Annotated in this window: 16 protein-coding genes and 2 pseudogenes; 11 read left to right on the forward strand and 7 right to left on the reverse strand. The window is 62.0% G+C overall.

Annotated elements, in window-relative coordinates:
* The first annotated feature begins 154 nt into the window (after window positions 1-154).
* From HMPREF2924_RS07635 to HMPREF2924_RS07645, 3 genes and pseudogenes are all read left to right on the forward strand, one after another.
* On the forward strand, window positions 155-1,024 hold the full coding sequence (locus tag HMPREF2924_RS07635; RefSeq protein ID WP_223198360.1) for an HD-GYP domain-containing protein: 870 nt from the start codon (window positions 155-157) through the stop codon (window positions 1,022-1,024).
* A 166-nt stretch (window positions 1,025-1,190) separates the two neighbouring features.
* Window positions 1,191-1,586, forward strand: a pseudogene (locus HMPREF2924_RS07640) (recombinase family protein); the annotation flags it as partial.
* 43 nt (window positions 1,587-1,629) lie between these two features.
* Window positions 1,630-3,537 carry a DUF1998 domain-containing protein gene (locus HMPREF2924_RS07645; RefSeq protein WP_226342734.1) on the forward strand — a complete coding sequence of 636 codons (1,908 nt, stop codon included), beginning with the start codon at window positions 1,630-1,632 and terminating at the stop codon, window positions 3,535-3,537.
* A gap of 116 nt (window positions 3,538-3,653) precedes the next feature.
* Here HMPREF2924_RS07645 and HMPREF2924_RS07650 read toward each other — a convergent pair whose 3' ends face one another.
* Window positions 3,654-4,472: a hypothetical protein gene (locus HMPREF2924_RS07650; RefSeq protein ID WP_023086884.1), complete on the reverse strand. Its 819-nt coding sequence runs from the start codon at window positions 4,470-4,472 to the stop codon at window positions 3,654-3,656.
* Between the two features lie 588 nt (window positions 4,473-5,060).
* On the opposite strand from HMPREF2924_RS07650, the gene HMPREF2924_RS07655 reads away from it, so the two are divergent.
* Window positions 5,061-5,291, forward strand: coding sequence for a helix-turn-helix domain-containing protein (locus HMPREF2924_RS07655; RefSeq protein ID WP_023086883.1), 231 nt, complete (start codon window positions 5,061-5,063; stop codon window positions 5,289-5,291).
* A 23-nt stretch (window positions 5,292-5,314) separates the two neighbouring features.
* On the opposite strand, the gene HMPREF2924_RS07660 is transcribed toward HMPREF2924_RS07655, so the two are convergent.
* From HMPREF2924_RS07660 to HMPREF2924_RS07680, 5 genes are read right to left on the reverse strand one after another with little or no spacing between them, the layout of a single operon-like run.
* Window positions 5,315-6,301, reverse strand: coding sequence for a Wadjet anti-phage system protein JetD domain-containing protein (locus HMPREF2924_RS07660; protein ID WP_003160972.1), 987 nt, complete (start codon window positions 6,299-6,301; stop codon window positions 5,315-5,317).
* Window positions 6,301-10,725, reverse strand: coding sequence for a chromosome partition protein MukB (gene mukB, locus HMPREF2924_RS07665; protein WP_031634167.1), 4,425 nt, complete (start codon window positions 10,723-10,725; stop codon window positions 6,301-6,303). The genes HMPREF2924_RS07660 and mukB overlap by 1 nt, the downstream gene beginning before the upstream one ends.
* Window positions 10,722-11,402 carry a chromosome partition protein MukE gene (locus HMPREF2924_RS07670; protein WP_003160975.1) on the reverse strand — a complete coding sequence of 227 codons (681 nt, stop codon included), beginning with the start codon at window positions 11,400-11,402 and terminating at the stop codon, window positions 10,722-10,724. The genes mukB and HMPREF2924_RS07670 overlap by 4 nt, the downstream gene beginning before the upstream one ends.
* Window positions 11,399-12,706 carry a condensin subunit F gene (locus HMPREF2924_RS07675; RefSeq protein WP_031634166.1) on the reverse strand — a complete coding sequence of 436 codons (1,308 nt, stop codon included), beginning with the start codon at window positions 12,704-12,706 and terminating at the stop codon, window positions 11,399-11,401. Before HMPREF2924_RS07675 ends, HMPREF2924_RS07670 begins: the two co-directional genes overlap by 4 nt.
* Window positions 12,707-12,763: 57 nt before the next feature.
* Window positions 12,764-15,043, reverse strand: coding sequence for an AAA family ATPase (locus HMPREF2924_RS07680; protein ID WP_031634164.1), 2,280 nt, complete (start codon window positions 15,041-15,043; stop codon window positions 12,764-12,766).
* Between the two features lie 929 nt (window positions 15,044-15,972).
* On the opposite strand from HMPREF2924_RS07680, the gene HMPREF2924_RS07685 reads away from it, so the two are divergent.
* From HMPREF2924_RS07685 to HMPREF2924_RS07715, 7 genes are all read left to right on the forward strand, one after another.
* Complete coding sequence (locus tag HMPREF2924_RS07685; protein ID WP_003160979.1) at window positions 15,973-17,112, forward strand: transporter substrate-binding protein; 1,140 nt, start codon at window positions 15,973-15,975, stop codon at window positions 17,110-17,112.
* Window positions 17,109-17,711, forward strand: a complete 603-nt coding sequence (locus HMPREF2924_RS07690; RefSeq protein WP_003160980.1) for an ANTAR domain-containing response regulator — start codon at window positions 17,109-17,111, stop codon at window positions 17,709-17,711. Before HMPREF2924_RS07685 ends, HMPREF2924_RS07690 begins: the two co-directional genes overlap by 4 nt.
* Entirely contained in the window at window positions 17,708-18,556 is an 849-nt protein-coding gene (locus tag HMPREF2924_RS07695; protein WP_003160981.1) for an ABC transporter permease, read from the forward strand. The genes HMPREF2924_RS07690 and HMPREF2924_RS07695 overlap by 4 nt, the downstream gene beginning before the upstream one ends.
* A complete protein-coding gene (locus HMPREF2924_RS07700) occupies window positions 18,556-19,482 on the forward strand; it encodes an ABC transporter permease (RefSeq protein ID WP_003160982.1) in 927 nt (308 codons plus the stop codon). The genes HMPREF2924_RS07695 and HMPREF2924_RS07700 overlap by 1 nt, the downstream gene beginning before the upstream one ends.
* A 19-nt stretch (window positions 19,483-19,501) precedes the next feature.
* Window positions 19,502-21,109 carry an ABC transporter substrate-binding protein gene (locus HMPREF2924_RS07705; RefSeq protein ID WP_003160983.1) on the forward strand — a complete coding sequence of 536 codons (1,608 nt, stop codon included), beginning with the start codon at window positions 19,502-19,504 and terminating at the stop codon, window positions 21,107-21,109.
* A gap of 61 nt (window positions 21,110-21,170) precedes the next feature.
* Entirely contained in the window at window positions 21,171-22,118 is a 948-nt protein-coding gene (locus HMPREF2924_RS07710) for an acetamidase/formamidase family protein (protein WP_003160984.1), read from the forward strand.
* 88 nt (window positions 22,119-22,206) lie between these two features.
* A complete protein-coding gene (locus HMPREF2924_RS07715) occupies window positions 22,207-23,943 on the forward strand; it encodes an ABC transporter ATP-binding protein (protein WP_003160985.1) in 1,737 nt (578 codons plus the stop codon).
* Window positions 23,944-24,160: 217 nt separating this feature from the next.
* Here HMPREF2924_RS07715 and HMPREF2924_RS07720 read toward each other — a convergent pair.
* Window positions 24,161-24,608, reverse strand: a pseudogene (locus HMPREF2924_RS07720) (NrdJb); the annotation flags it as partial.

A 24,608-nucleotide genomic window follows, 5' to 3' on the forward strand; every position in this document is an offset into this window, starting at 1 on the left:
AGAGCCCAGAGCCCAGAGCCCAGAGCCCAGAGAATTGTCGGAGGAGCAATCTCTGCCGTCTAGTCCACTAAGCAAGAAAAGTGACGGCGCAACCTCAATGGAGAGCGAAATGTGTTATGCACGGAAACTCTGTCTTGCGGCCAAGTCCCAAGTCATGGACATGTTCCAGGAAGCCCGGCTTGGCAAGGCCGTCGACCCAAGCACGACGTTGCCGCTGGTCGGAGAAATCGCTGCCTCGGTGCTGCGCCAACCTCATGCCCTCATCAGCGTCGCACGCATCAAAACGCACGACGATTACACCTACCTGCACTCGGTTGCCGTCTGCGCCCTGATGCTATCGCTGGCCCGGCATCTCGATCTAGACGAGGAGCAAACGCGCCTGGCTGGCATCGGCGGACTGATGCACGACCTAGGCAAGGCCGCGATGCCGCTGGAAGTGCTTAACAAACCAGGCAAGCTCACCGATGCCGAGTTCGCCATCATGAAGCGCCACCCTGTGGAGGGCGCAAAGATGCTGCGCGCAGGCGGGGCCGAGCCCGGGGTGGTGGACATTGCCCTGCACCATCACGAGAAGATCGACGGAACCGGCTACCCGGATCGCTTGGCCGGTGACGCCATTTCACTCCTGGCCCGCATGGGCGCAATCTGCGACGTCTATGATGCCGTGACGTCGGAGCGAGCCTACAAAAAGCCGTGGGACCCGTCCGCGGCGATGCGGCAGATGGCCAAGTGGGAGGGCCATTTCGACAAACGCATCTTCCACGCCTTCGTCAAGGCCGTGGGCATCTACCCCGTCGGCTCCTTGGTTCGCCTGTCCTCTCAGCGTCTGGCCGTTGTCGTTGAGCCGGGAATGGAATCACTGCTGACTCCCAAGGTTCGCGTGTTCTTCTCGCTACGCTCGAGAGAGCCGATCCCGATGCAGACCATCGACCTGGCGGCCACGAGTTGCAAGGACAGTATCACTGGCCCCGAAGACCCGACGCTCTGGAACTTCAAGAACCTCGACGACTTGTGGATGGAATAGCCCCCACAAAACGACGGCCCCGTGAGGGAGCCGTTGAACATCGTCGAGCGATGCCCGTCCAGGGAGGGATGGCCGAGCTCGATTCTCCAGAAGGTAGCTGGTGACACGAGTGTTGAGCCCACCCAACTAGGGTGACGGAAATTTCTGGGGTTCCGGCTTACATCCCCTGTACAGCTACCTGCGCCACCGTGGTGTCGAGATCGGCGCGTACCAGAAGAGCGCCAGGTCACGCGACCAGCAGCCTTCGGCCGCGTCGCCGGCAGAGCCGCCCGCCGCCGAGCGGGTGGCCACCGTCACCCTGCGCCTCGCGGTGGTGAATAACAGCAAGTTCGTGCGCGGCCGGAAGCGGGCCACGGAGAACATTGAGCGCTACTGCCTGGAGCCCTATGGCATGAAGCGGCTGGATGCCGGCCACTATGAGTTGACCATTCCGTATCGGAGCGACGATGAGCTGGACAAGAGCGTGCATGACCTGCTGACCGAGATCAGCCAGGAGGCCGACATGCGCAACTGTTTTGTCGAGATGGGCGCCTGGGAAGAAGACACCGAAAAGCGTTGGTAGGGCTTACGTTGGTTTTTGGTTCCATTGCTCCCCAAACCCCTATGTGCCGGTCAATGCGCCCTGGCTGAACGTGCCGGCCAGCTGGGTCTGCCTGGCCAACCCGGCACTCGGCCAGTTCCGCGCCAGCCAGCAGGCGCAGCTGTTCAACTACACCTCGGGCGCCAACCAGAAGGGCTTTGCCATCTGCCTGGAGTGCGGCAAGGCCGAGCCCATGCTGAGCTATCCCGATGCATCCGCCCCTGCCAATGAACAGTATCTGCCGGCTATTTTCCGCCAGAAGGCACAGCACCGCCGCCTGCGCGGTGGCAAAAGCAATGAACAAGGCGACGGGACAAACATCTGCCCCGGCAGCCACAACAGCTGGAAGATCAAACAGAACGTCCACCTTGGCCATGACAGCCTGACCGATGCGCTGGAACTGGTGCTGCGCAACCCTACCAGCGGCGAACTGCTCAACGACGATATCACCGCCTACTCGATTGCCGTGGCGCTGCGCGAGGCGATTGCCGCCGATCTGGGCATACAAACCGAAGAGCTGGGCTGCGCAAGCCATCCGATCAAGGTCGATGGCCAGCCAACCCGCGCCATCCAGGTGTTCGACCTGCGCAGCGGTGGCTACACCACCCAGGCCGCGGAGCGGCTGAATGAAGCCAGCCTGTGGCGAAAGGTCATCGCTCGTCTGGACAGCTGCAACTGCTCGCATGCCTGCCAGAACTGCCTACTCAGTTTCGATACCCGCTTCGAGGCCGAGCGCCTCAATCGTCACGTCGCGCTGGAGTGGATCAATCAGACTTGGCTTGCCGGCCTGGCGCTGCCCGCCGAGCTCGCTGTCTTTGGTCCGAAAAGCCAGGCAGAAATCGCCACTCTACAGGAAGCGGTCGAAAGAGCGATTACTAGGGACGACAACGCGAAGACCGTAGCCATTTACTTCACTGCACCCGCCGAAGAGTGGGATCTTGCTGTCGCACGCCGCCTGAGGCATCAACTGCATAGCTGGGAAAGCGTCGGACACCTAGTGCAATTACATTTACTGGAAAGTACCGTTTCCAGCCTGCCAAGAGACCAAAAGGAATGGTTGGCAAAGCTAGCCTTCAACGGAGTACAGATATGCCTACACAATTCCATACCGGATCTCGGGGCGCTGGCACTCAATGTCTCACTGCAAGGCCCACAAGGCTGCATTGCCTGGGCTAGCGACAATACGAACCTGGCCGCACCTGGCCACACATGGGATCTAGCGGAGGCCGGTGCACGGATCATCCGAGGCACCCCCTCCGACCTCAAGGCAGAGCGCATCTTGAATGCTGCCGATCTCATGCCGGCCCCACCCCCTGGCTTGATCAAGATCGAGATCGGCAATCAGCTGGATGGCTCGCTCGACAACTTTGCTCGTCGGTTCTGGGAGCACCTAGGTACTGAGGCCAATGGCCTGATTAATGATGCCCTCACAGGCAAGGATCCAATTACAGAACTGGTTTACAGCGACCGTTACGTATGCAGCCCGCTAGTTGTGAATCTGCTGGTCAGCGTGATCCACGAGCTCGGACGGCTGAGTGATGCAGATTTCGCTATCCGAATCCTAGGCCGACAATATCAGCGGGAAGACAATCGCTCGCCTTGGCAGTACCGGCATGACTGGCACTCAGCTCGCGAGCGCGATGAGGCCCTCCGCCAGGCTCTGGCGTACTGCGGCCGCGAGGGAGAGGTGCTAAGCCTGCCTACCTTGCCGCACTACCGCCGGCTACAGCTTAAGCTGCGCTCCGGTAATCAACTGACCATCCAGTTTGATCAGGGGCTTTCGTATTGGGAAGCCGAGCGCAGCGAAAAGTCTTACCAGCTCAGGTTCGACTTTGCATCACGCGAGCTTGGAGAAGAAATCATGGAGCGCATCAGGTGTAAAGTTTCGGCGGCTGGGGAGGAAAACACTCAGATATTCCTCTCTTCCTCTTGAGAGCGGCTCAACTGGTATGAGTATCGGAGGCAATTGCCCAAATTTCAGAACTCCGATACGCACAGTAGCGAAATAAGCCCCTGTTCAATGCAAATTTGGACAGGGTCTCTTACGATTTACGGATTACCAGCCATCTGTCGAGCGTAATTGCGATCGCTGAGGTCTTTCTTGGGGTCAGCTTTGACCCAGCGCTCAGGTCTGTTGCAGGTCGCGCAGGTCAGTATCTGCTTATCAGGGCTGAGGCTATATAGGCGGTTCTCAGAGCCGACTTTGACTTTCAATCCAACATCTGAGACCTCGAACCCTGGTGCTTCCTGCCCTATGCGATCCATGGATTCAAATCGGAACGACCAGCGTTTAATCTGATTTTTGCGCCAGATAGTCATAATGATCAAGGGGTCTTGTTTCGTTGTCCTCTGATAAACCCAGTCCCCTTCATATGCACCTAGTTTGGTTGCTTCCTCGTCTCGTTTGGCCTGCTCATAAATTTGCTCCTGCATCTTGAGCAGTTCGGCATTTAATGCTTTTTCATCCTTAAGTGCTTGGTCTTTCAGCATCCGCTCTACGTCATAGGGCCCTTGAGGGTCATATTTCCAAACCGCCGCATCATTGATTCCAAGCACCTTGCAGTTTAGACAATCGACACTCTGCTCATCTACATTTCGCGTTAGAGCCAAGCGCTCGGAGCTGTTAACGTCGTCAAGGAGAAGTTTTTTATCTTTTACTGAAACTTTCATTTTAACCAGCGGCTTGATGCGACCATCTCTCGCGTCCTCTCCAAATATCTCGGCCTCATCACCGTGAACGTTGAGAACAATGACTCTCTCCCCACCAGCTATCTTATAACGATATGCACCTGTGAAATCCTCGCTGCCGCAACCAGCAAGAATGGAGCTAACAAAAGCTAATGAAATTAACCTAGAAAAGCCTCGCATAATATCCTTTACGGCAAGCCGAATAATCAATGGCGTACGACTAGACTGACGACTGTGGAAAAACTAATCAGCCGCACTGCCCTGCTATTAATCGAACCTTAATGCTGTAGTCCATATGGCGTTCAGCTTCATGTAGATCCTTTGGCTTGAAGTCTCGTCGAGAAAAATTAACGATCTCCGAATCAGAGAACCCATACTCCTGCATCTGCTTCAGCGTACACGAGCAGAGTGCAGGTGATGTCCCACGCGCCTTAGAAGCAGACTCGCATCTTTTAACAAGCTGCTGAACTCCAGTTTCGCCAGCGAAGGCTCCTGACTGCAAAAGTATTGCAAATGATGCGAAAGCAGCTATGCCAATAATCCTCATATATTTTTAACATCCTTCTATTTAACTGCTTAATTATCGGCAATTAATCGTTTGCACCTGAATTACAGCCGATTGCGAAGACGGCATGTGTAGGAAAGCGGCCCTGCAATTCGCTGGAGGGTGACGCCATGCCATAAAGTCACGTTTTACCAAATTCACAATATACTGTGAAGACCAGAGATGACGCCGCCCAGATAGTCCTCCCTTTTGGGGAGTCATCTGTGGAAGTCGGATTGGCGTTCGGAAAGGTCCTGCGCAGACGCCGTGTCGAAGCAGGATTCACCCAGGAGCAATTGGCCCATGAGGCGGAATTGCAGCGTAACTACGTCAGCCTGATGGAACGGGGCATCAATCAGCCCACGATCACCACCTTGATCAAGCTAGCTAACCCCCTGGGCTGCACCGCAGCTGAGATCGTCGCCGAGGTAGAACAACTCGTTGCGCATCCCTGAGCACTCGGTGTCCTTCGAGCCCCTCAATCGACGACTAGTTGAATGGTCGACTCAAGAGCACTTCTCATCCTAGAGTCGACCACCAAAGGCTCCTGCTCCAACCAAAGACCTTTGTCCACGAGATCATGCACCAGCTTGGGCGCATGACGAAGATCAAGCCCAGCAGGCCATGGCTTTTTCAACTTCCTAGGCTCAACGCACTCGGTCCAGAAGGATGGAACGAACCAGCACAGATCCGACCGAAGCTCTCGTAGTTTCAGGAAGATTCGTACGCCGTTCGGGTCGAGATCACCAAAGTGAACGACAGGAACCTCGGGCTGCACCTGAGCGAGTAGATGCACAACAGTGGCTATGTCCCAGCCAGGGACATGAGCCAAAAGCCATCCGTCCAGCATCGGCAGGTCACGCCAAGCGCCAGAGTTTTCCACCAGCAAGACCGCTCGCAAGGGACCTTCCAAGATGAGGCCATCCAGGAAGGCCCGCTCCGGGATCGGTGCTTCACCAAGAATACGGGCAAGCTTCCACAGATCCAGGACACCCTGCTCGGTCTGTGCCACCAATCCACGCGGTGGTCGCAAGCGTAACAATCCGTCGTGGGTCGCTTCGGTGCCGGCAAGCGCGGCTTGCCGGCGCGGCGTGAGTACCGCTTTGGAGTGGGGCGCGGTTAGCGCGGCTGCAGTCCGGCGATTGAGACGTCCTGGCAGCGCCGGAAGCCGCCCTGCGCGGCGCGCATCTTCCAAGCGAGTCCAACCATCAGGCGTGGGGGAAAACCCACCCGCTGTAAGTGCCGCCAGCGCTTCCTGCCAGTCCGGCCATACCCGCTCAAGCAGCGCAACGAGTTCAGTGCGGCGAGCCTCTACCAAGGCAATCTGATCACGCCGGCCGGTCGAGCGGATCCAGGATAGCTCTGCCAGAGTGTCATACGCTTTCACCTGTGAGGCGCGGCGCTTGAGCGTCCCCTGCACCAGCAACTCGAGCAGAGCGATGCGCTGCTGCGGCGTCTGCCACATTAGCCTACGCTCCTAGTGCGACGACCGAACACCAGAACTTCCTCGCGCCCCTCGGGCGTCACCTGGCGCACCAAGCGATAAGTCGTATTGCCTTCGGCACGTGCCACTTCGGGGGCCGCGATCATCAACTGCAGATCCAGTGTCTGACACAAATCGAACAGGACGCCGAGATTGTCTGGCGACAGGCGATTGGCTTCGTCCAAGAACAGGAAACGCAGCGAACCGTGAGCGCGCTTACCGCGCAGCAAGGTCGCATCGCGCTCCCACTCGGTGAGAACCACCATCATCAGCGCAGCGCCGACACCGATCGCCTCGCCGGTCGACAAACGTGTCGGGTTGGCGACTTCCCACTCGGTGCCGGACTTGCGACGGATCTCCACCTGCAGATGCACGTATTCCCGATAATCGAGCAGACGCTGCCCTGCTGAGCGTCCACCGCCGTAGCGACGAAAGATTTCGTCGAGCGCCTCCTCGATCGGCATGTCCGCCTGGAATAGCAGCTCCTGAGCCGCACCTTCACGCAGGGCGCGAAGGATCTGCTCCATACGTTCGACAGCCTGCATGCGCACACGGATGCCCTGAATGCTGCCGAAGCTGACCTTTTCTAGATTCTTGGTCAAGCGAGTGACTTGGCCACGCGCCTTGCGGATCTGTACGTCAATGCCTCGTGCTACGTCTTCGCTAGCTCCACGCAGGTCGCTTTCCTGACGGGCGAGACGCTCTTCGAGGTCAGATAGTTGGTCACGCAGCCGGATGAGCGCTTCGCGCGGGTCATCGACCTCGGCCACCTGTGCCGGCAGGCGGTGGCGCAGCCAGTCGCGCACAGCCAGCCAGAGTTCAAGAATAGGATCAGCGAAAGCGGCGTCTGCCGATGGACTTCGTACCAGTTCAAGCTCAGAGAGCAGAGCGTCCCCGCCTCGTGCGTTGTGTAACCGTTCTAGCAAGACGTCACGCCGCGCTGTCGCGATCTGTACGAGATTGACATGGCCGCGAATACCGCCTGGCCCATCGGGATCATTGCCGAGTAGATTGCCTATGAGGCCGTGGCGCTGTGCCCGATCATGTAGTTCACTCCACCGCCTCGTTGCAGGCTCGGCCTCACGGCGCTCGCTGGTGAGTTTCTCATCGGCTGCGATCAGGCGTTCCTGCGCTGCTCGCTGGGCTTCCTGCTGCGTACCGACGGTTCTATTCAATTCCTGTCGTCGGTGCTCTAGAGCACGCAGCGATTCTTCCTGCCGTACGACCTCTTTAGCTGCATCCACTACCGCTTCTTCCGTCGGAGCAGGGATACCTATCCCGTTGAATCGAGTCGTTGCAGCCGCATGCTCCTGACTGGCGATTTGACGTCGGCCTTCCACTTCTTGGAAGTGCTCGGTAATTTGGTCATATCGTGCCTCAGCTTGGCTCACCCTTTCCTCGGCTGCCTCTTGCAAGCCTTCCGCTTCGCTCAGTTGCTCCTTCAGGGCCGGTATTAATTCCTGCGAGTCTTCGAGCCGGCGCGGCGCTTCCTCCCAGGCGAGCGCCTCAGCGTTGTCGCACAGGTATTCGAGGGCTTCGATCCCTGCATCGAGTTGCCGGCGCCGGCCTTCCAGAGTGTCGGCGTGGCGCGTCAGATCCTCTATGTCCGTGTCCGACAACGGAAGCTGGCGCAAATCACCAAGTCCGTTCTCCACATACAGAACATCCTCTTGGTTGGCGGTAACCCAGTCCCTGGCCTCGCCTGCCTGCGATGCCCTTTCACTGAGTATCTGCGCCCGCTCGCCGTGGTCAGGAGGATCAAGCAGAATCGCCTCGGCCAACAGCGAACGCAGCCTGCCAATACGGGGTTGCAGTGCCTGTGCAGCCGCAGCATGGCGATCAGCCATGTCGCTCTGTCGCTCGATCTGTTCACCGACCAAGGCGATCGCCTGCTGCACCTCGATGATGGCGTCCGCGGGGTCACCTGCCAGCCAGACCTCCAGCCCGGCGAGCAGCGTGTCGCCATTCTCCTGCAACCGTTCCAGCGTGCGGCGCTGGCTCCTCGCATTCTCTAGTTCGAACGTTTTCTCTTCGGCCTGCGCCTGCAGCTCGGCCGCCCGTCTCTCGCGCGCACGCCGTCCCAGCCGCGGCTTGGCAGGAATACGCGACATACGCAGGGCAATCCCTTCCTGGACGAGCAAATCACCTTCGTTAGCCATCGTAGTGTCGGAGGAATCGGCCAGACGGTAGAGATCGGCATCACGTGACACCAGTAGCACGTCTGTCAGTTCCTCTGGCCGGTCGACAGAGGCACGAGCTGCCGCAGCGGGATCATCGACGACCAGTGCCTGTGCCAGGGGGCCAAGTCGGGCCTCCAGCACAGCCGCTTCCTCGATCGCCACTTCTTCGTAGCTGCCAGCCAGCAGCTCGGCGCCGAGCCTGTCCTTGAGCTGCAGCAACGCGGGCGAGAACGGCCCGCCGGCCGACAGCAGGTCACGTGCGTCCCGGAGCAGCTGCTCCTGTACATGCCGTGCCCCCTGTTCGACCCGGGCTGCCTCGGCGTGCTCTGTGCTCAAACAGGCACGAGCTGCATCCAGACTGGCCCGGTCCGTCACATGGGTATCGAGGTGATCGGAAATGCGGACGGCGCACTCCGCCAAAGTCTGCCATTGCGGCTCGCGTGCCATTAACTGCCGATGCTGTTGCTGCAGCTCCTCACGCCGGCGCCGTAGCTCAGCAAGTTCTTCATTGGCCGCCCGTTGTGCCTGTTCATGTGTGGATTGCTCGACTTCAGTATCACTCAGCAACGCGTCGACGACTTCAATGGCAGGCGCCTGGGTGAGAACCACGCCCAGCTCCCTCGCCGTTGCACACACCCGGGCCTGCCGGGCCTGCAGCTGTTGCGCTTCGGCCAGTTTCGCCTCAATGTCGGGAAGCTGCTCGGCAAGTACGCTCAGTGTCCGATGACGGTGCACCGCTTCGGTGGTCACATCGTACGCAGCGGTGATTTCGACATCCCGTCCCGCTAGCCGCCACACAGCCTCCATGAGCTGCTCATGACGCGCACGATGCTCCAGCGCATCGGACAGGCGCGTCCTTGCCTCCCGACGTTCCTGATCGACGCATTCGAGCATGTGGCGTACCGACATAAGCTGATCGGCGAACTGCGCAGGAAGCAAAGGTACGGTCTGCAAATGCGCCTCGGCTTCCCGTAGCCGTCGAATTGCCTGACGATAAGCAGCAGCCCGGCGATGCAACTCTTCGATGCCCTGCTGCAGATCGGCGAGCCCCTTGGCAGCGCGTTTGTAGCCCTCCCGGGCACGCTTGAGTTCCTCGCGATTGCGAGTCCGCAACGTTTCAGATTCGCTTCGTAGCCTGCCCGCTTGTTGTGCCGCTGTCTCAGCTTCCGCGAGCAGGGAGACACATTGTTGCAGGTTGCGTAGCGCCGCTAAGGAGTCCTTCAGTCTGCCGTGCCAGTCGCGGGCGGTTCCAAGTACGCGGTCGAGTTCATCTTTGCAAGTATCGAGCGTATTCAGCTCGGCCAAGGTTTCGTCGAGTACTCTGCGCGCTCCCTCTTGCGCCTGGAAGGCTTGATCGCGTGCGCTCTGCGCCTCGGCTACCCGGCGTGCCAGCTCATCGGCCCGTTCACGGGTGGCAAGGAAAGCTGCTGCGAACATGGCCTGGCCGGCTTCGAAGATACTGCCGATTTCTTGCTCCAGGCGGCGCGACTCTTGCACTTCTACCCGCGTGCGCCGGCAGGAATCCAGGTTTGATCGCATCCTCTGCAAGGTATCAGCGAGGCCACTTTGCTCTCTGAGCAGGAACGAGCGTAGCTCCGAAGTGAGCACCCTTGAGATGCCGCCGGTCATGCTGGTACGCAACATATCGTTAAACTTATTACGCTCCTCGTCGGTACCAAGGCGCAGTGGCATGACTCCCTGGTCGAATAGCGCGGCGAAGTACTCCCGGGCGGAGGGATAAGATTGTAATCGCCCACCGAGCCGCGCCGCGTTGTCGCGCAACTCCTGCAACTCCGGCACAGACTCGACGCCCCCCTGTGCAACCAGCAGCAGATCTTGCAATCGGATCGCAGGGTCGAGGCCCCAGACAATAAATGGGGTAGGCTCCACGGAGGGTTCACCTTTGCGTTCCAGATGCACCCCAGCCAGCAGCCTCTGTGCACCTGCAAGGGCAAAATCTACCACCACGTAGGAAGGGCGTCCGGGATCACCTAGACGTCCCCAAATACCCTTGTCGCCGCCAGTCGCTCCAGTCTCGCCGAGATTGGTGAAGCGCAGGCGGGACATATCGGGCAACAGAGCGACATAGGCGGCAATCATCACCGTGGTCTTGCCGGCACCGTTGCTGCCTTCCAGCGCAGTGACATGCCGATCGAGTAGATAACGCTCGTAGAAGACACCTTTCCAATTGACCAGGGCTAAAGCATCGGCACGCGTTCGACTCATGACAACATTTCCTCCCCCTCCGCGTCGCCGCTATCGTCATCCATGTCGTTAGCATCACCCAGTAATACCTCTCCACGCGCAACCAGCCGCTCTAGGGCGTCGCTGGGATCTGTGAGCCCGCGAACTGGCTCGGCAAAGCGCATGAGTGCCGGACGCAGGCGCAATCTGGCCGCATCAACCACATCGATGAAACCCAGCTCAGCTAACTTACGCAGCGCCTCGTCCGCTTTACCTCGCACAGTTTCAGCGGCAATGCGTTCGTCATACTTGCGTCTACGCGGATTTAGCGTACGCACCAGCACATCGGTGCCCAGTAATCCGGACAGCCGCTGCAATAGCGCTTCACGTGTCGCCATGCCGCCATGCTGCAAAGTCGCGGGATCGAGATACATCAGCGCCAGCACCTGCCCGATAAGCATTTCGCCGACGGATAGCTGACGTCGCCCCAGCCGCTCGCCGCTGGGCAGCAAATAGAAATAGCCATCGCTCTGCTGGATCAGCTCACAACCGAAACGCCGATAAAAAGGTTCGAGCAGCGCCTGTGCCTCCACCAGGTAATCATAGGGGCAGCCATCATCTCGACCGATATGGCGTCCACGTCGCAGCATCAGATCCACCTCGGGGAATCGCTCGTCGACAATCACCTCTTCCAGAGAATCGAATACGGCATCGCTCACTCCACTTTCCTCCGGCCCTGGACAGTCCATTCCTCGACCTCGAGCTGTTCGCCCACTTCTAGCCATAGCCGCTCGCGGCTTGAACGCAATCGGGCTAGCCTTGCAGCTGCGTCAGCGATGCGACCCGCAGCCACGTATTGGCTATCGTCGGTCAGCGTGGCGAGTACCTGCACCGTTAGCCCCGCCAAGGTATCTACGCCCTCGTCGAGCGCCCGACTCACCAACACTTCGATATCTGCCAGCGCATTTTCAGCTTCCACCCAGGCTGGTTCGGCCTCACGATCAGTCTTTGGCCTGGCCACCACCGGACGCTCGACGCGTGCTTCAAGTGTACGTAGCAGGCAGATAGAGCCTGCATGCGCAGCTAGTAGATGGAAAGGCCTGTTTCCCCACTCCGCAATCTGATCGCGCAAGCGCTGGCTCAGCGCCCGATCAGGATCCAGTCTGACCACGTCGCGCAGGTAGCGGTGTACATACTGGTAGTATTCGGACCATGCCTTTTGGCGTGCACCGCCCCAGGCTCCGATCCGGTCTACATGTTCGATGACCCGCTGTGCGGCTCCCTCGGCTTCGACATTTTCTGCTGAAACGGCCAGCGCCTGGATGTCCTGGAGCAACGCAACGAAATGGTGTGTGTCTCGCAGCAGGATTTCATTGAGCTCGCGCAATGTGTGGGTCGTTGCGTCGAGCAGGCTCTGGCATCGATCGATTGCGCTAAACCAGTCGTTCGACAGCAGGCTAGCGATTTCCGCCTGGATTTCCTCCTGCTGGGCATCAAGCCCCCGCTGCCGACGTTCGATACCCGCCACCATGTCACCGACCGTGATCCTCAGGGGGGCGACCACGCGCTGACGCCAATCCTCATCGCTATGGGCCTTCCTGGCTGTCGCCAGGATGTCGGCAAGTTGAGCGCGCAAGGTACCGGTCAGTAGGCTGAGGCTTTCCCGAGTCAGGGCCTCGTCCGCCAGAAAGTATTCGATAACCGCAGCAGCAAGTCGTGTCAGCGCATACTCGCCCGCCCGAACGATGCCGGCGCCATCAACTCGGGCCAGCATGCGCTGCTCGCGTAATCGTTGAATGGCGTGCGTCGCGCGCTTGCGCGGATTTTCGGCAGCGGGTTCGACGACATCGCAGACCTGTTCAAACAGGTCGATCAGCAGATCTTCCTCGAACGACGCAAGCCCAGCCTTGTCCGCTCGCAGGTACAGACCTGCGAGAAAGCAGACATCCGCTGTTTTCAGGTCAAGATTGACCTGATCCCGTACCAGCGAGGCGATAAGGCGATTCGGATCGGATGCTGTCATAAGCGCTGAGTAGGCTTCTCTGCTACGCAGTATGAATGTATCCAAGCCTCATATTGTTCAGGCATGGACGGCCCCCTGTGCATCGGCCTGCTGTTCCTGAGTTTTGGCCGCGATCTCAGAATCGTCTGAGTATGCTTCTCGCATCATCATCTTGTAGTGAGCCAAATGCCCGGATTTGACGAAGACCGCCTTGAAGATATTCAGGTAGCTTTCCACCATTGCATCGTCGACAGCGACATACAGGTCATCGTGTGCGAAGTGGGAACCATCGTTGACCCATGAAAAAAGCGATCGGCATATGACCTTCTCACGCCCCTCGAACAGGTTGCAGATGTCGTCGGTATCGGTTCCACCGAGGATCTTGAAGTAGTTTTCAAGAATGCGTCTGAGGGTGTTCTGGATTGAAAGGTTGGATCGGTCGGCCCGTCGTACCTCCGCCCACAGCATTTCGTATGAGGTGACTATCGGGTTGCTTGTGTGGGCCTCTACTCTTGAAGAGTGGTGGGATTTTCGGACGACCCAGAAGGTTTCCTCGCTGCGCATCGCGTTTCTATCAGTGCGCCGGGCGTTGAAGCTCACTTCCTTGTGGAAGTAGACGTTATGGGTCAGTACGAAAACCTGTTTGATGTGACCGGTTCCTTGGCGCACCTCATCGAACAGCGCCTTGATCAGGCTGCTAACGATGAAGAGGATGTCGCTATCCAGACTCGACACAGGATCGTCGAAGACCACTATACGGTCAGTCGTCACGCCGCTTTCCGAATCGCTGCCTTTGAGCAGATGGTAAAAATAGAGGAAGGTGACGAAGGTACGTTCGCCTTCGCTCAAGGTTTCCTTCGCATCCATACCATCCGGTCGCCGCAGCACATAGGCGGTACCGCTATCTGCCTTGGCTAGGGAGAAACCATGAAAACCGAACGAGGCTAGCAAGGTATTTATTGCATCGATGGTCGGCTGGATGCTGGTGGTCGCACGCTCCAGCTCAGCTATTTCTTTCTCCACCTGACGCCGGTCTGCTTCCGCCGCTTCGATCTTTCCGTTCAAGGCAGTGATCGCGCCCACCAACCCTCGCTTCTTCGTCGAGCAATCCTGCAATGCGGGCGCCAGCTCGATGGCGACGATGTGTTTCCACACCTGGCTTGCCAATTGCTGCTTTTCTTTGCCCAGATTAGCTACCGTAGCGTTGTGTGACTCGATCTGCTCGTTGGCAAGCGCCAGTGCCTGGGAGATCGCGCCCAGAGCGTCAGCCAGAGGTTCCAGTGCAATGAGCTGGCTTGGCTCGCGTTGCTTATCGGCAAGATGCTGACGATTGAGGGCAATCCGAGAAGCCAGCAGCGCCACTTCTGTCTTCAGTGTTTCCGCATCGAGGAATCGGGAAGGCGCATTAAGGATCTCGGACAATTGCGCCAAAAGGTGATCGGCCGCCGCGGCATAGGTCTTAGCCAGTTCATCAATGGCACGACTGTCATCCAGAAACGTTTCGTCGAAATAGGCCTCCAGACTGGCCGCGAACGAGGCTTCTGTGGCTTGCTGGCAGAAAGGGCAGACTCCTGTCGCCTCATCGAAGTAAGCCCGGCCCTGCCGCACCCAATCGCTGTTGCCCAGCGCCTTGATCATTGCCGCGATATCGACATCTTCCCGGCCCAGAACGCGCTTGCTCAGGATCGGATTCGATTCGTGGGACAACAGCGCATCGAACGAAGGCAATACGACGCGGGGCTCCAACATAGGTGAGGGGCCAAAAATGGTCTTGGCTTTCTCCTGGAGATCGGCCAACGAAACCAATGCTGCAGAATTCCCAGCATGCTCCTGCAGCACACGGACCTTGAAGTTCTCGGCATTGTTGCGTACGCCCTGGAATGCCAAAGCGAATGCACTATCGTGCTTTTTTTTCTGGGCCCAGCATGTCTCCTGAAACCAAGCCTCGAGATCGGCGAGTTCTTTGCGTTTTCCTCCCAGACCATCCAGCCCTTCTAGAGTCTCCCTCAGACTGCTGATGCGTCCACTACAGCTACCGGACTCCTGTTTGAGTGCCGCGATCTTGGCAACATTCTCGACGTTCTTTTCACCGAGGGTGAAGATGCCTTTGAGCTCTGCGGAAGGGCCGAAATTACGTGCAACGAAGTCGCGGTTGTAGACCATAGCCTGAAGGGGCACGCCGCTCTTCCAGCCAACATGGCAACTCGGATAACGAGTGGGGTTGTCGATCACCCTGGAAATTGTGGTTTTGCCACACCCATTGGCACCGTAGATAAAGTTGAACTTCGTCAGCCCATCAAGCGCTTGTACCTCTTGTCCATACGAAGCCACCCCCACTATCCGTATTGACTCAATCATTCGCCTCTCTCCCTAGGCAATCGGTGCCAATCTCTGGCCGGCTATTCGTTATATAGCTTGCAATGTCATTCGAATAGAGTGAGTGAAAGACTAGACCAGTCGAGGTCTAGTGATCTATTCCGGAGGCGCACGCTGGATATGGGCGATTTGGCGGAGAGTTCTGTCGTCACGAGGGTGTATTTGGCTAGTTCGGCGGAGGTGCCCCAGTGAGCGCTTGTGGCGGGTCAGTGGTTTTTGCAGGACTGCCACCGACATTTTGCGGTAGACGAGTGCAGCCACGGTGGCTACGGAGCGAAGTCTCGATGACCTATCAATGAACTGCCGGTGGATTAGCTGAATGTCCTCAACCTGTTTCGGCTCGACCCCACTGGCAAGAAGGGAGGTATCAAGACCCGCCGCCTGGTTGCATCCACCTCCGATACCTATCGCGCTGCACTTCTCGGGCTTGGCCAGCCTTCAAGCGATTGCCCTGCGTCGGTGCCCTGGAAGATTGCAGTTTCTGCGGGCTGCACGGCACTGCGATGCGAACAACGCAACGCTTGCGAGGATCGCCTCACGGCATTCGTCGTCGCTCGACAGCGAGAAGTGGCGTTTCGTGATGCGCTGATGGATACGCGGTGCGCACGGCGCACCCTGCGGGCCCGGCGAGGCTTGAGCGGCTGCATGCATTTCGCACCAGGCTGGCGCGTGACAGCGATTGTGCGACCTGTTGTGGTGCGGGCTGGGCGGCTGGGCGTCGCCCCACCGCCTGCCCAGGGCCGTTGTTGGCGATCTGGCATACTTTTTTCATGGGCAAGCGCATCCACTGCAAGCCGGGCTCTGCCTCGTAAGCCTTGTGACCATTCGCGCCCCCGGGCGCCGGGTAATGAAGCCCGATCCACCAGCCTGCTGGTCGATCGGGCTTTTTTCGTTTCTGGGAACACGGAAAAATGCGTCGAACACTGCCCATCGGCCTGCTGCTCTCCACCGACGGCACCTACCGCCGGATGGCCCGCCATGCGTTGGCTGGCGCCCGCGATGCCTTGGCCGAGATCAATGCCGACCCGCAGCTGGACTTCCAGCTGGCCGCCACCCACTGCAACCCGCGTGGCGAGCTGAGCCGCTACGGCGAGGCAACCGCCGCGCTGATGCAGCAGGGCGTGCGGCACCTGTTCGGCACCATCACCTCGGCCAGCCGCAAGGAAATCATTCCCGACCTGGAACAGCAGGGCGGGCTGCTCTGGTATGGCTGCCCCTACGAGGGCTTCGAGAGCAGCGAGAGCGTGCTCTACCTCGGCGCCTGCCCGAACCAGACGCTGGTGCCGCTGCTGCGCTACGCGCTGGCCACCTTCGGCGCGCGCGGCTACCTGATCGGCTCGAACTACGTGTGGGGCTGGGAGAGCAACCGGATCGCCCGCGAGGTGCTGGAGCTGGCCGGCGGCCGGGTGCTCGGCGAGAAGTACGTGCACCTGGGCGGCACCGGCTTCGCCGAGGCGATTCCCACGCTCATGGGCCAGGCGCCCTCGTTCGTGCTGAACAACCTGGTGGGCGAGTCCTCCTACGCCTTCCTGCGCGAGCTGGACGCCGCCTGCGCGCAGGCCGGCATCCGCCTGCCGGTGCTCAGCTGCAACCTCACCGAGGCGGAGCTGGGCGAGGTCGGCGAGCGGCCGAACCTGCGCCTGCTGTCCTGCGGTCCGTTCTTCGAGAGCGTGCATGCCGAATTCAGCCGGTGCCAGCAACTGGTGCACGGGCTCGACCGCTGCTCGCACTACTACACCGGCGCCTACGTGGCGGTGCACGCCTTCGCCGAGGCCCTGCAGCACACCGGCAGCGACGCGCCCGAGGTGATCTGCGACTACCTCTACCGGCATCCGCTGCCCGGCGTGCTCGGCGAGCTGCGGGTGTCGTCGCGCAACAACCATTCGAGCCTGCCCTGCCACATCGCCGAGCTGCGCGCCGGCCGCTTCGAGCTGCTGCACAGCGAGGCCGCAGCGCTGCCCGCCGACCCCTACCTCACCGCCACCGACCTCGGCGCCTTCCAGGCGCTGCGTCACGAGGTCCCCCGGCAGCACCTGAGGATCGTCAAATGAAGTCCCTGTCGCGTCCCGATTTCGAGAACGGCCGGCTGCTGCTGGTCGACTGCGACGAGCGCACCCTGGCCAGCCTGCATAAGAGCCTGCGGCGCCTGGGCATCACCGCCGAGGCGGTGGCCGCCGACACGTTGCCGGCGCTCGATGGCTGCTTCGCCGCCATCGTCGAACTGGAGCATTTCGCCAGCCCGGCGACCCTGGCCCGACTCGAGGCCGCCGGCGTGCCGCTGATCGCGCTCACCGCCCACGAGACGCTGTCGCAGATCCAGCGCGCCATCGAGCTCGGCGTCACCGCACTACTGAACAAGCCGATCACCCAGGGCTCGGTGTACACCACGCTGATGATGGCCATCGGGCTGCGCGCTCGGCTGGCCGAGGCGAACCGGCAGCAGGCGGCGCTGGCCCGGCGGGTCGAGGCCGGGCCCTTGCTGGCGCGCACCCTGGCGCGGCTGATGGTGGAGCGGACGCTGACCGAGCAGCAGGCCTACGAGCAACTGCGCGAGCTGTCGATGCGCCTCAACCGCAGCGTCGAGGCGCTCTGTGCCGAATTCGAGGTCGACCGCCTGGGCGCCGATCCGCGGCAGGAGCGGCAGCGATGAACATCCTGCTGGCGCTGCTGCGGCGCCCCTCGGTGGCGCTGTCGCTGCTGTTCGTGCTGACCGTGGTGACCTTCGCCGTGCTGGCTCCCTGGCTCAGCCCCTACGACCCCTCCGAGCAGTACATCGAGGGCCTGTCGCTGGAAGGCGCGCCGCTGCCGCCGGATTCGACCTACTGGCTGGGCACCGACCTGCTCGGCCGCGACCTGTTCTCGCGGCTGGTCTACGGCGCGCGCACCTCGCTCTTCATCGGCCTGGTTGCCAACGGCCTGGCGGTGCTGATCGGCACCCTGGTCGGGCTCACCGCCGGCTTCGTGCGCGGCTGGCTGGGCAGCGTGCTGATGCGCTTTACCGACCTGATGATGGCCTTCCCGGCGCTGCTGCTGGCGATCGCGCTGGCGGCGATCTTCCAGCCGAGCGTGTGGATCGTCGCGCTGGTGATCGCCATGGTGAACTGGGTGCAGATCGCCCGGGTGATCTACTCGGAGACGGTGGCCCTGGCCGCGCGCGACTTCGTCGCGGTGGAGCGCACCCTCGGCGCCAGCGCCCGGCGCATCCTGTTCAGCCACCTGCTGCCGCACCTGCTGCCTACCATTCTGGTCTGGGCCACGCTGGGCATCTCCACAACCGTGCTGCTGGAGGCGACCCTGTCGTTCCTCGGCGTGGGCGTACAGCCGCCGACGCCGAGCTGGGGCAACATCATCTTCGAGAGCCAGACCTACTTCACCGAGGCGCCCTGGCTGGTGTTCTTTCCCGGGGCGGCCATCGTGCTGCTGTCGCTGGCCTTCAACCTGGTGGGCGACGCATTGCGCGACGAGCTCGACCCGACCCTGTCGGGGAGACGCTGATGGCTCCTTTCATCCTGCGCCGCCTCGGCTACTCGCTGCTGATCCTGCTCGGCGTCACCCTGATCACCTACCTGCTGCTGTTCATGCTGCCGGCCGACCCGGCGCGGCAAATCGCCGGGCGCAGCGCGACCCCTGAGGTGGTGGCCAGCATCCGCGCCCAGCTCGGGCTCGACCAGCCGTTCTACGTGCAGTACGGGCGCTACCTGGCCGGCCTGGTACAGGGCGACCTGGGCCGCTCGTACATCCAGCGCAGCGAGGTGGCCGAGCTGATCGGCGCACGGCTGAAGCCTTCGCTGCAGCTGATGGCCGCCGGCATCGGCTTCGAGCTGCTGATCGGCATCGGCCTCGGGGTGATCGCCGCGCTGCGCCGCGGCGGCTTCGCCGACAAGCTGCTGATGGCCTTCTCCTTCGTCGGCGTGTCGGCGCCGCAGTTCATCGCCGCCATGCTCGCGCTCTACTTCTTCGCGGTGAAGCTCGGCTGGTTCCCGCTCGGTGGCTACGGCGGCGTTGAGCACCTGCTGCTGCCGGCGCTGACCCTTGGCGTGCTCGGCAGCGGCTGGTACGCGCGCATGACACGCTCCTCGATGATCGAGGTGCTGCACCAGGACTTCATCCGCACCGCCCGCGCCAAGGGCCTGAGCCGGCTGCGGGTGATCGCCCGCCACGTGCTGCCCAACGCCATCGTCCCGGTGATCCCGATGATCGGCATCGATATCGGCATTTTCATGGGCGGGCTGGTGGTGGTCGAGTCGGTGTTCGGCTGGCCGGGCATCGGCCAGCTCGCCTGGCAGGCCATCCAGCAGGTGGACATCCCGGTGATCGTCGGCGTGACCACCGTGTCGGCACTGGCCATCGTCCTCGGCAACCTGATCGCGGACCTCACCGTTCCACTGGTCGATCCGCGCATCGACGTCAAGAAACACTAACCAGAAAGAGGCAAGGAGCATGAAGCGCAAGGCAATTTCCCTGGCCATCGCGGCCACCCTGTTCGCCGGCCCGCTGCTGGCCGCCGAGCCCAAGGCCGGTGGCGACATCGTGGTGACCTACCAGAACGACGTGGCCACGCTAGACCCGGCGATCGGCTACGACTGGCAGAACTGGTCGATGATCAAGAGCCTGTTCGACGGCCTGATGGACTACAAGCCGGGCACCACCGAGCTGGAGAAGGACCTCGCCGAGGACTACGACATCTCCGAGGACGGCACCGTCTACACCTTCACCCTGAAGAAGGGCGTAAAGTTCCACAACGGCCGCGAGATGAAGGCCGCGGACGTCAAGTACTCGCTCGAGCGCACCGTCAACCCGAAGACCCAGAGCCCGGGCGCCGGCTTCTTCAACTCCATCGCCGGCTTCGACGCCATGGCCGAGGGCAAGGCCGAGACCCTGAGCGGCATTGAGGTGCTCGACGACTACACCGTGAAGATCACCCTGAGCGCGCCCAACGCCACCTTCCTACACGTGATGGCGATCAACTTCGCCTCGGTGGTGCCCAGGGAAGAGGCCGAGAAATGGGGCGCCGATTTCGGCAAGCACCCGGTCGGCACCGGCGCCTTCACCCTGGCCGACTGGCAGCTGGGCCAGAAGCTGGTGTTCAAGAAGAATCCGGACTACTACAAGGCCGGCATCCCGCGTCTGGACGGCATCACCTTCGAGGTCGGCCAGGAGCCCATGGTCGCCCTGCTGCGCCTGGAGAAGGGCGAGGTCGACATCGCCGGCGACGGCGTGCCGCCGGCCAAGTTCCTGCAGTTCCGCAAGGACCCGAAGTACAAGGACCTGCTGGTGGTCGGTGACCAGCTGCACACCGGCTACCTGACGCTGAAGACCACGCTGCCGCCGTTCGACAACCTCAAGGTGCGCCAGGCGGTGAACATGGCCATCAGTAAGGACCGCATCGTGCGCATCATCAACGGCCGCGCCACCCCGGCCAACCAGCCGCTGCCGCCGGCCATGCCCGGCTACGCCGAGGACTACCAGGGCTACGCCTACGATGTCGAGGACGCGAAGAAGCTGCTCGCCGAGGCCGGCTTCGCCGACGGCTTCGACACCGAGCTGTTCGTAATGAACACCGACCCGCAGCCGCGCATCGCCCAGTCGATCCAGCAGGACCTGGCCAAGGTCGGCATCCGCGCGCAGATCAAGTCGCTGGCGCAGGCCAACGTGATCGCCGCCGGCAGCGAGCCGAACCAGGCGCCGATGGTCTGGTCCGGCGGTATGGGGTGGATCGCCGACTTCCCGGATCCGTCGAATTTCTATGGGCCGATTCTCGGTTGCGCCGGGGCGGTCGATGGCGGCTGGAACTGGGCGCTGTACTGCAACAAGGCGCTCGATGCCAAGGCCGCGCAGGCTGATGCCATGGCCGACCCGGCGCAGGAAGCCGAGCGCATCGCGCTGTGGAAGGAGGTGTTCCTCGAGGCGATGGCCGACGCGCCCTGGGTACCGATCTTCAACGAGCAGCGCTTCACCGTGCGCTCGGCGCGCATGGCCGGCGACGACGCGCTCTACGTCGACCCGGTGCACGTGCCGGTCAACTACGACTACATCTCGGTGAAATAACCGCCGGGCAGCGGGCGCTCGCCGTCCCGCTGCCGCGGACCTGCTAGGAGGGCCTCGCCCCATGTGTCAGAACTGCTTGGTCAAGACGATTCACAGCGTCCACAGCCACTTCGGCTGGGACAACAGCTTCACCCCGGTGGAGCGGGTGGCGCCCGGCACTACCCTCGAGTTCGAATGCCACGACTCGTCCAACGGCCATTTCACCAAGGACTCCGTCGTCGCCGACGTCACCAGCATGCCGTTCGACCGGATCAACCCGGTCAGCGGCCCGGTGTTCGTCGAAGGCGCCATGCCCGGCGACGTGCTCAAGGTCACCATCGACAGCTTCAAGCCGTCCGGCTTCGGCTGGACCGCCAACATCCCCGGCTTCGGCCTGCTCGCCGACCAGTTCCTCGAACCGGCCCTGGCGCTCTGGCAGTACGACACCGAGAGCCTGGCGCCGGCCGCCTTCGGCGACTTCGCGCGGATACCGCTCAAGCCCTTCGCCGGCACCATCGGCGTCGCCCCGGCCGAACCCGGCCTGCACTCGGTGGTGCCGCCGCGGCGCGTCGGCGGCAACCTGGACATCCGCGACCTGGCCGCCGGCACCACCCTGTACCTGCCGGTGGAGGTCGAAGGTGCGCTGCTCTCCATCGGCGACACCCACGCCGCCCAGGGCGACGGCGAGGTCTGCGGCACGGCCATCGAAAGCCGGATGAACGCCGTGGTCACGCTCGACCTGATCAAGGGCGAGAAGCTCGCCGCGCCGCGCTTCAGCACTCCCGGGCCGGTCACCCGGCACCTCGACGGCACCGGCTACGAAGCCTTCACCGGGATTGGCCCGGACCTGATGCAGGCCGCCCGCGGCGCGGTCAGCAGCGCCATCGACTGGCTCTGCCGCGAGCACAGGATGCCGGCCGAACAGGCCTACATGCTCTGCTCGGTGTGCGGCGACCTGCGCATCAGCGAGATCGTCGACCTGCCCAACTGGGTGGTGTCCTTCTACGTGCCGAAGGTGGTGTTCGCCTGACGGCGACGCCCTTCCTCGCAGGAGCGAGCTTGCTCGTGAAAGGCGCTGGCGTCCCTCGCTCCTGCCAGAACATCTACAGAGAACCGCCGTGAACACCTCGACATCCCCCGACCGCCCCGTGCTCTCCGTCGAACGCCTGACCATCGACTTTGGCCCCAGGCGGGTGGTCGACGAGCTGAGCTTCGCCCTGCAACGCGGCCGCACGCTGTGCATCGCCGGCGAATCGGGCAGCGGCAAGTCGCTCACCTCGCTGGCGATCATGGGCCTGCTGCCGCGCGCCGCCAGCGTGCCCGGCGGGGCGATCATCTTCGAGGGCCGCGACCTGCTCGGCCTGCCCGAGCGGCAGCTGCAGCCGCTGCGCGGCAAGCGCCTGGGGATGATCTTCCAGGAGCCGATGACCTCGCTGAACCCGCTGATGACGGTCGGCCAGCAGCTCGAGGAAACGTTGCGCCGGCACGAGCCGCTGGGGCGCCGCGAGATCGCCCGGCGCGCCCGCGAGATGCTCGACGCGGTGCGCATGCCGCACGCCGAGAAGCGCCTGGCGCAGTACCCGCACGAGCTGTCTGGCGGCATGCGCCAGCGGGTGATGATCGCCATGGCGATGCTCTGCCGACCGGACGTGCTGATCGCCGACGAGCCCACCACCGCGCTGGACGTGACCATCCAGGCGCAGATCCTCGAACTCATGCGCGAGCTGCAGCAGAGCTTCGGCACCGGCCTGCTGCTGATCACCCACGACATGGGCGTGGTCGCCGAGATGGCCGACGAAGTGGTGGTGATGAACCAGGGGCGGATGGAGGAGCGGGCGCCGGTGCGCCAGCTGTTCGCCGCGCCCGCCGCGGCCTATACGCGCAAGTTGCTCGCCGCGGTGCCGGTGCTGGGCAGCGCCGGCGAGCCCGAGGCGCTCGGTGAACGCCCACCGCTGCTGGAGGTGAACGACCTGTGCGTGCGCTTTCCGGTGCGTGGCGGCTGGCTCGAACCGGTGCGCAACGTTCACGCGGTGGAGCACGTCAGCTTCACCCTGCGCCAGGGCGAAACCCTCGGGCTGGTGGGAGAGAGCGGCTGCGGCAAGTCCACCACCGGCAAGGCGCTGATGAACATGCTCGCCTACCAGGGCAGCGTGAAGCTCGACGGCCGCGAGCTCAACGGCCTGCAGGGCGAGGCGCTACAGGCCGTGCGGCGCGACGTGCAGATGATCTTCCAGGACCCCTACGCTGCGCTCAACCCGCGCAAGACGGTGCTGGAACTGGTCGGCGAGCCGCTGCTGATTCACGACCGCCTGCCGCTGGCCGAACGCCGCGAGCGGGTCGCCGCGCTGCTCGAGGACGTCGGCCTGGCCGCCGACGCCATGACCCGTTACCCGCACCAGTTCTCCGGCGGCCAGCGCCAGCGCCTCTGCATCGCCCGCGCGCTGTCGCTCAACCCGAAGCTGATCATCGCCGACGAATCGGTCTCGGCGCTGGACGTCTCGGTGCAGGCGCAGGTGCTGGAACTGCTCGAGCGGCTGCGCGAGACGCATGGTCTGAGCTACCTGTTCATCTCTCACGACCTGGCGGTGGTCGAGCGCATCTGTCACCGGGTGGCGGTGATGTATGGAGGGAAGATCGTCGAGATCGGTCGCCGCGACCAGGTGCTGCACAATCCGCGGCATCCCTACACGCGGCGCCTGCTAGAGGCGGTGCCCATGCCCGACGTCGACCGCCGGCGCGACTTCAAGGCGCTGCTCGAGGCCTTCGAGGCGCCCGATCCGATCAAGCCGCAGGGCTTCCGGGCGCCGCCGCAGCGCTTCGACGCGGTCGGCGAGGATCATCTGGTGGCGGTCTGAGCGCTGCGCCGGCAGGAGTGAGGGGTGCCAACCCGCGCCTCCGTATCCAATACCAGACGCTGGATAGCTTCCATGAGAGTGGTAACGCTAACGACGAGGGGGTCTCCCTTCACAAAAGCCTGTGTTTTGATCGTATGAACGAGAACGGTTCTCTTCATGCGATTGCCCTGGTAAAGGGGGGCCTGACGAAGCCGGCTCGCGAATCAGCGAAACCGGATCAACCACACTTGGAGTTGCCGCAATTGAGGCAGGTCGCGCAGCCGTCCATCTGCACCACCGCCTGGGTGTTGCACTTGTTGCACAGCTGCGCGCCGGCCGGGAAACCCTCGCCCGGCTCGACCGCCACCGCACCCTGGCTCGCCTCGTAGGCGGCACGCTTCTCGGCCAGGTACTTGAGCTGGGTCTCGTCCAGCGCATGGCCTTCGAGCATGCCGATGGCGATCAGATGGCGCTCCAGCACTGCGCCGATCTCGGCGACGATCGACGGCATGTAGACGCCGCCCTTCTTCAGGTAGCCGCCACGCGGGTCGAATACCGCCTTCAGTTCCTCCACCAGGAAGGTGCAGTCGCCGCCCTTGCGGAACACCGCGGACATGATCCGGGTCAGCGCGACGATCCACTGGAAGTGGTCCATGTGTTGGCGCTGATGGAAAATTGACCCACCC

Origin of the sequence: Pseudomonas sp. HMSC063H08, from assembly GCF_001813645.1 — a bacterium.
GTDB classification, from domain to species: domain Bacteria; phylum Pseudomonadota; class Gammaproteobacteria; order Pseudomonadales; family Pseudomonadaceae; genus Pseudomonas; species Pseudomonas aeruginosa.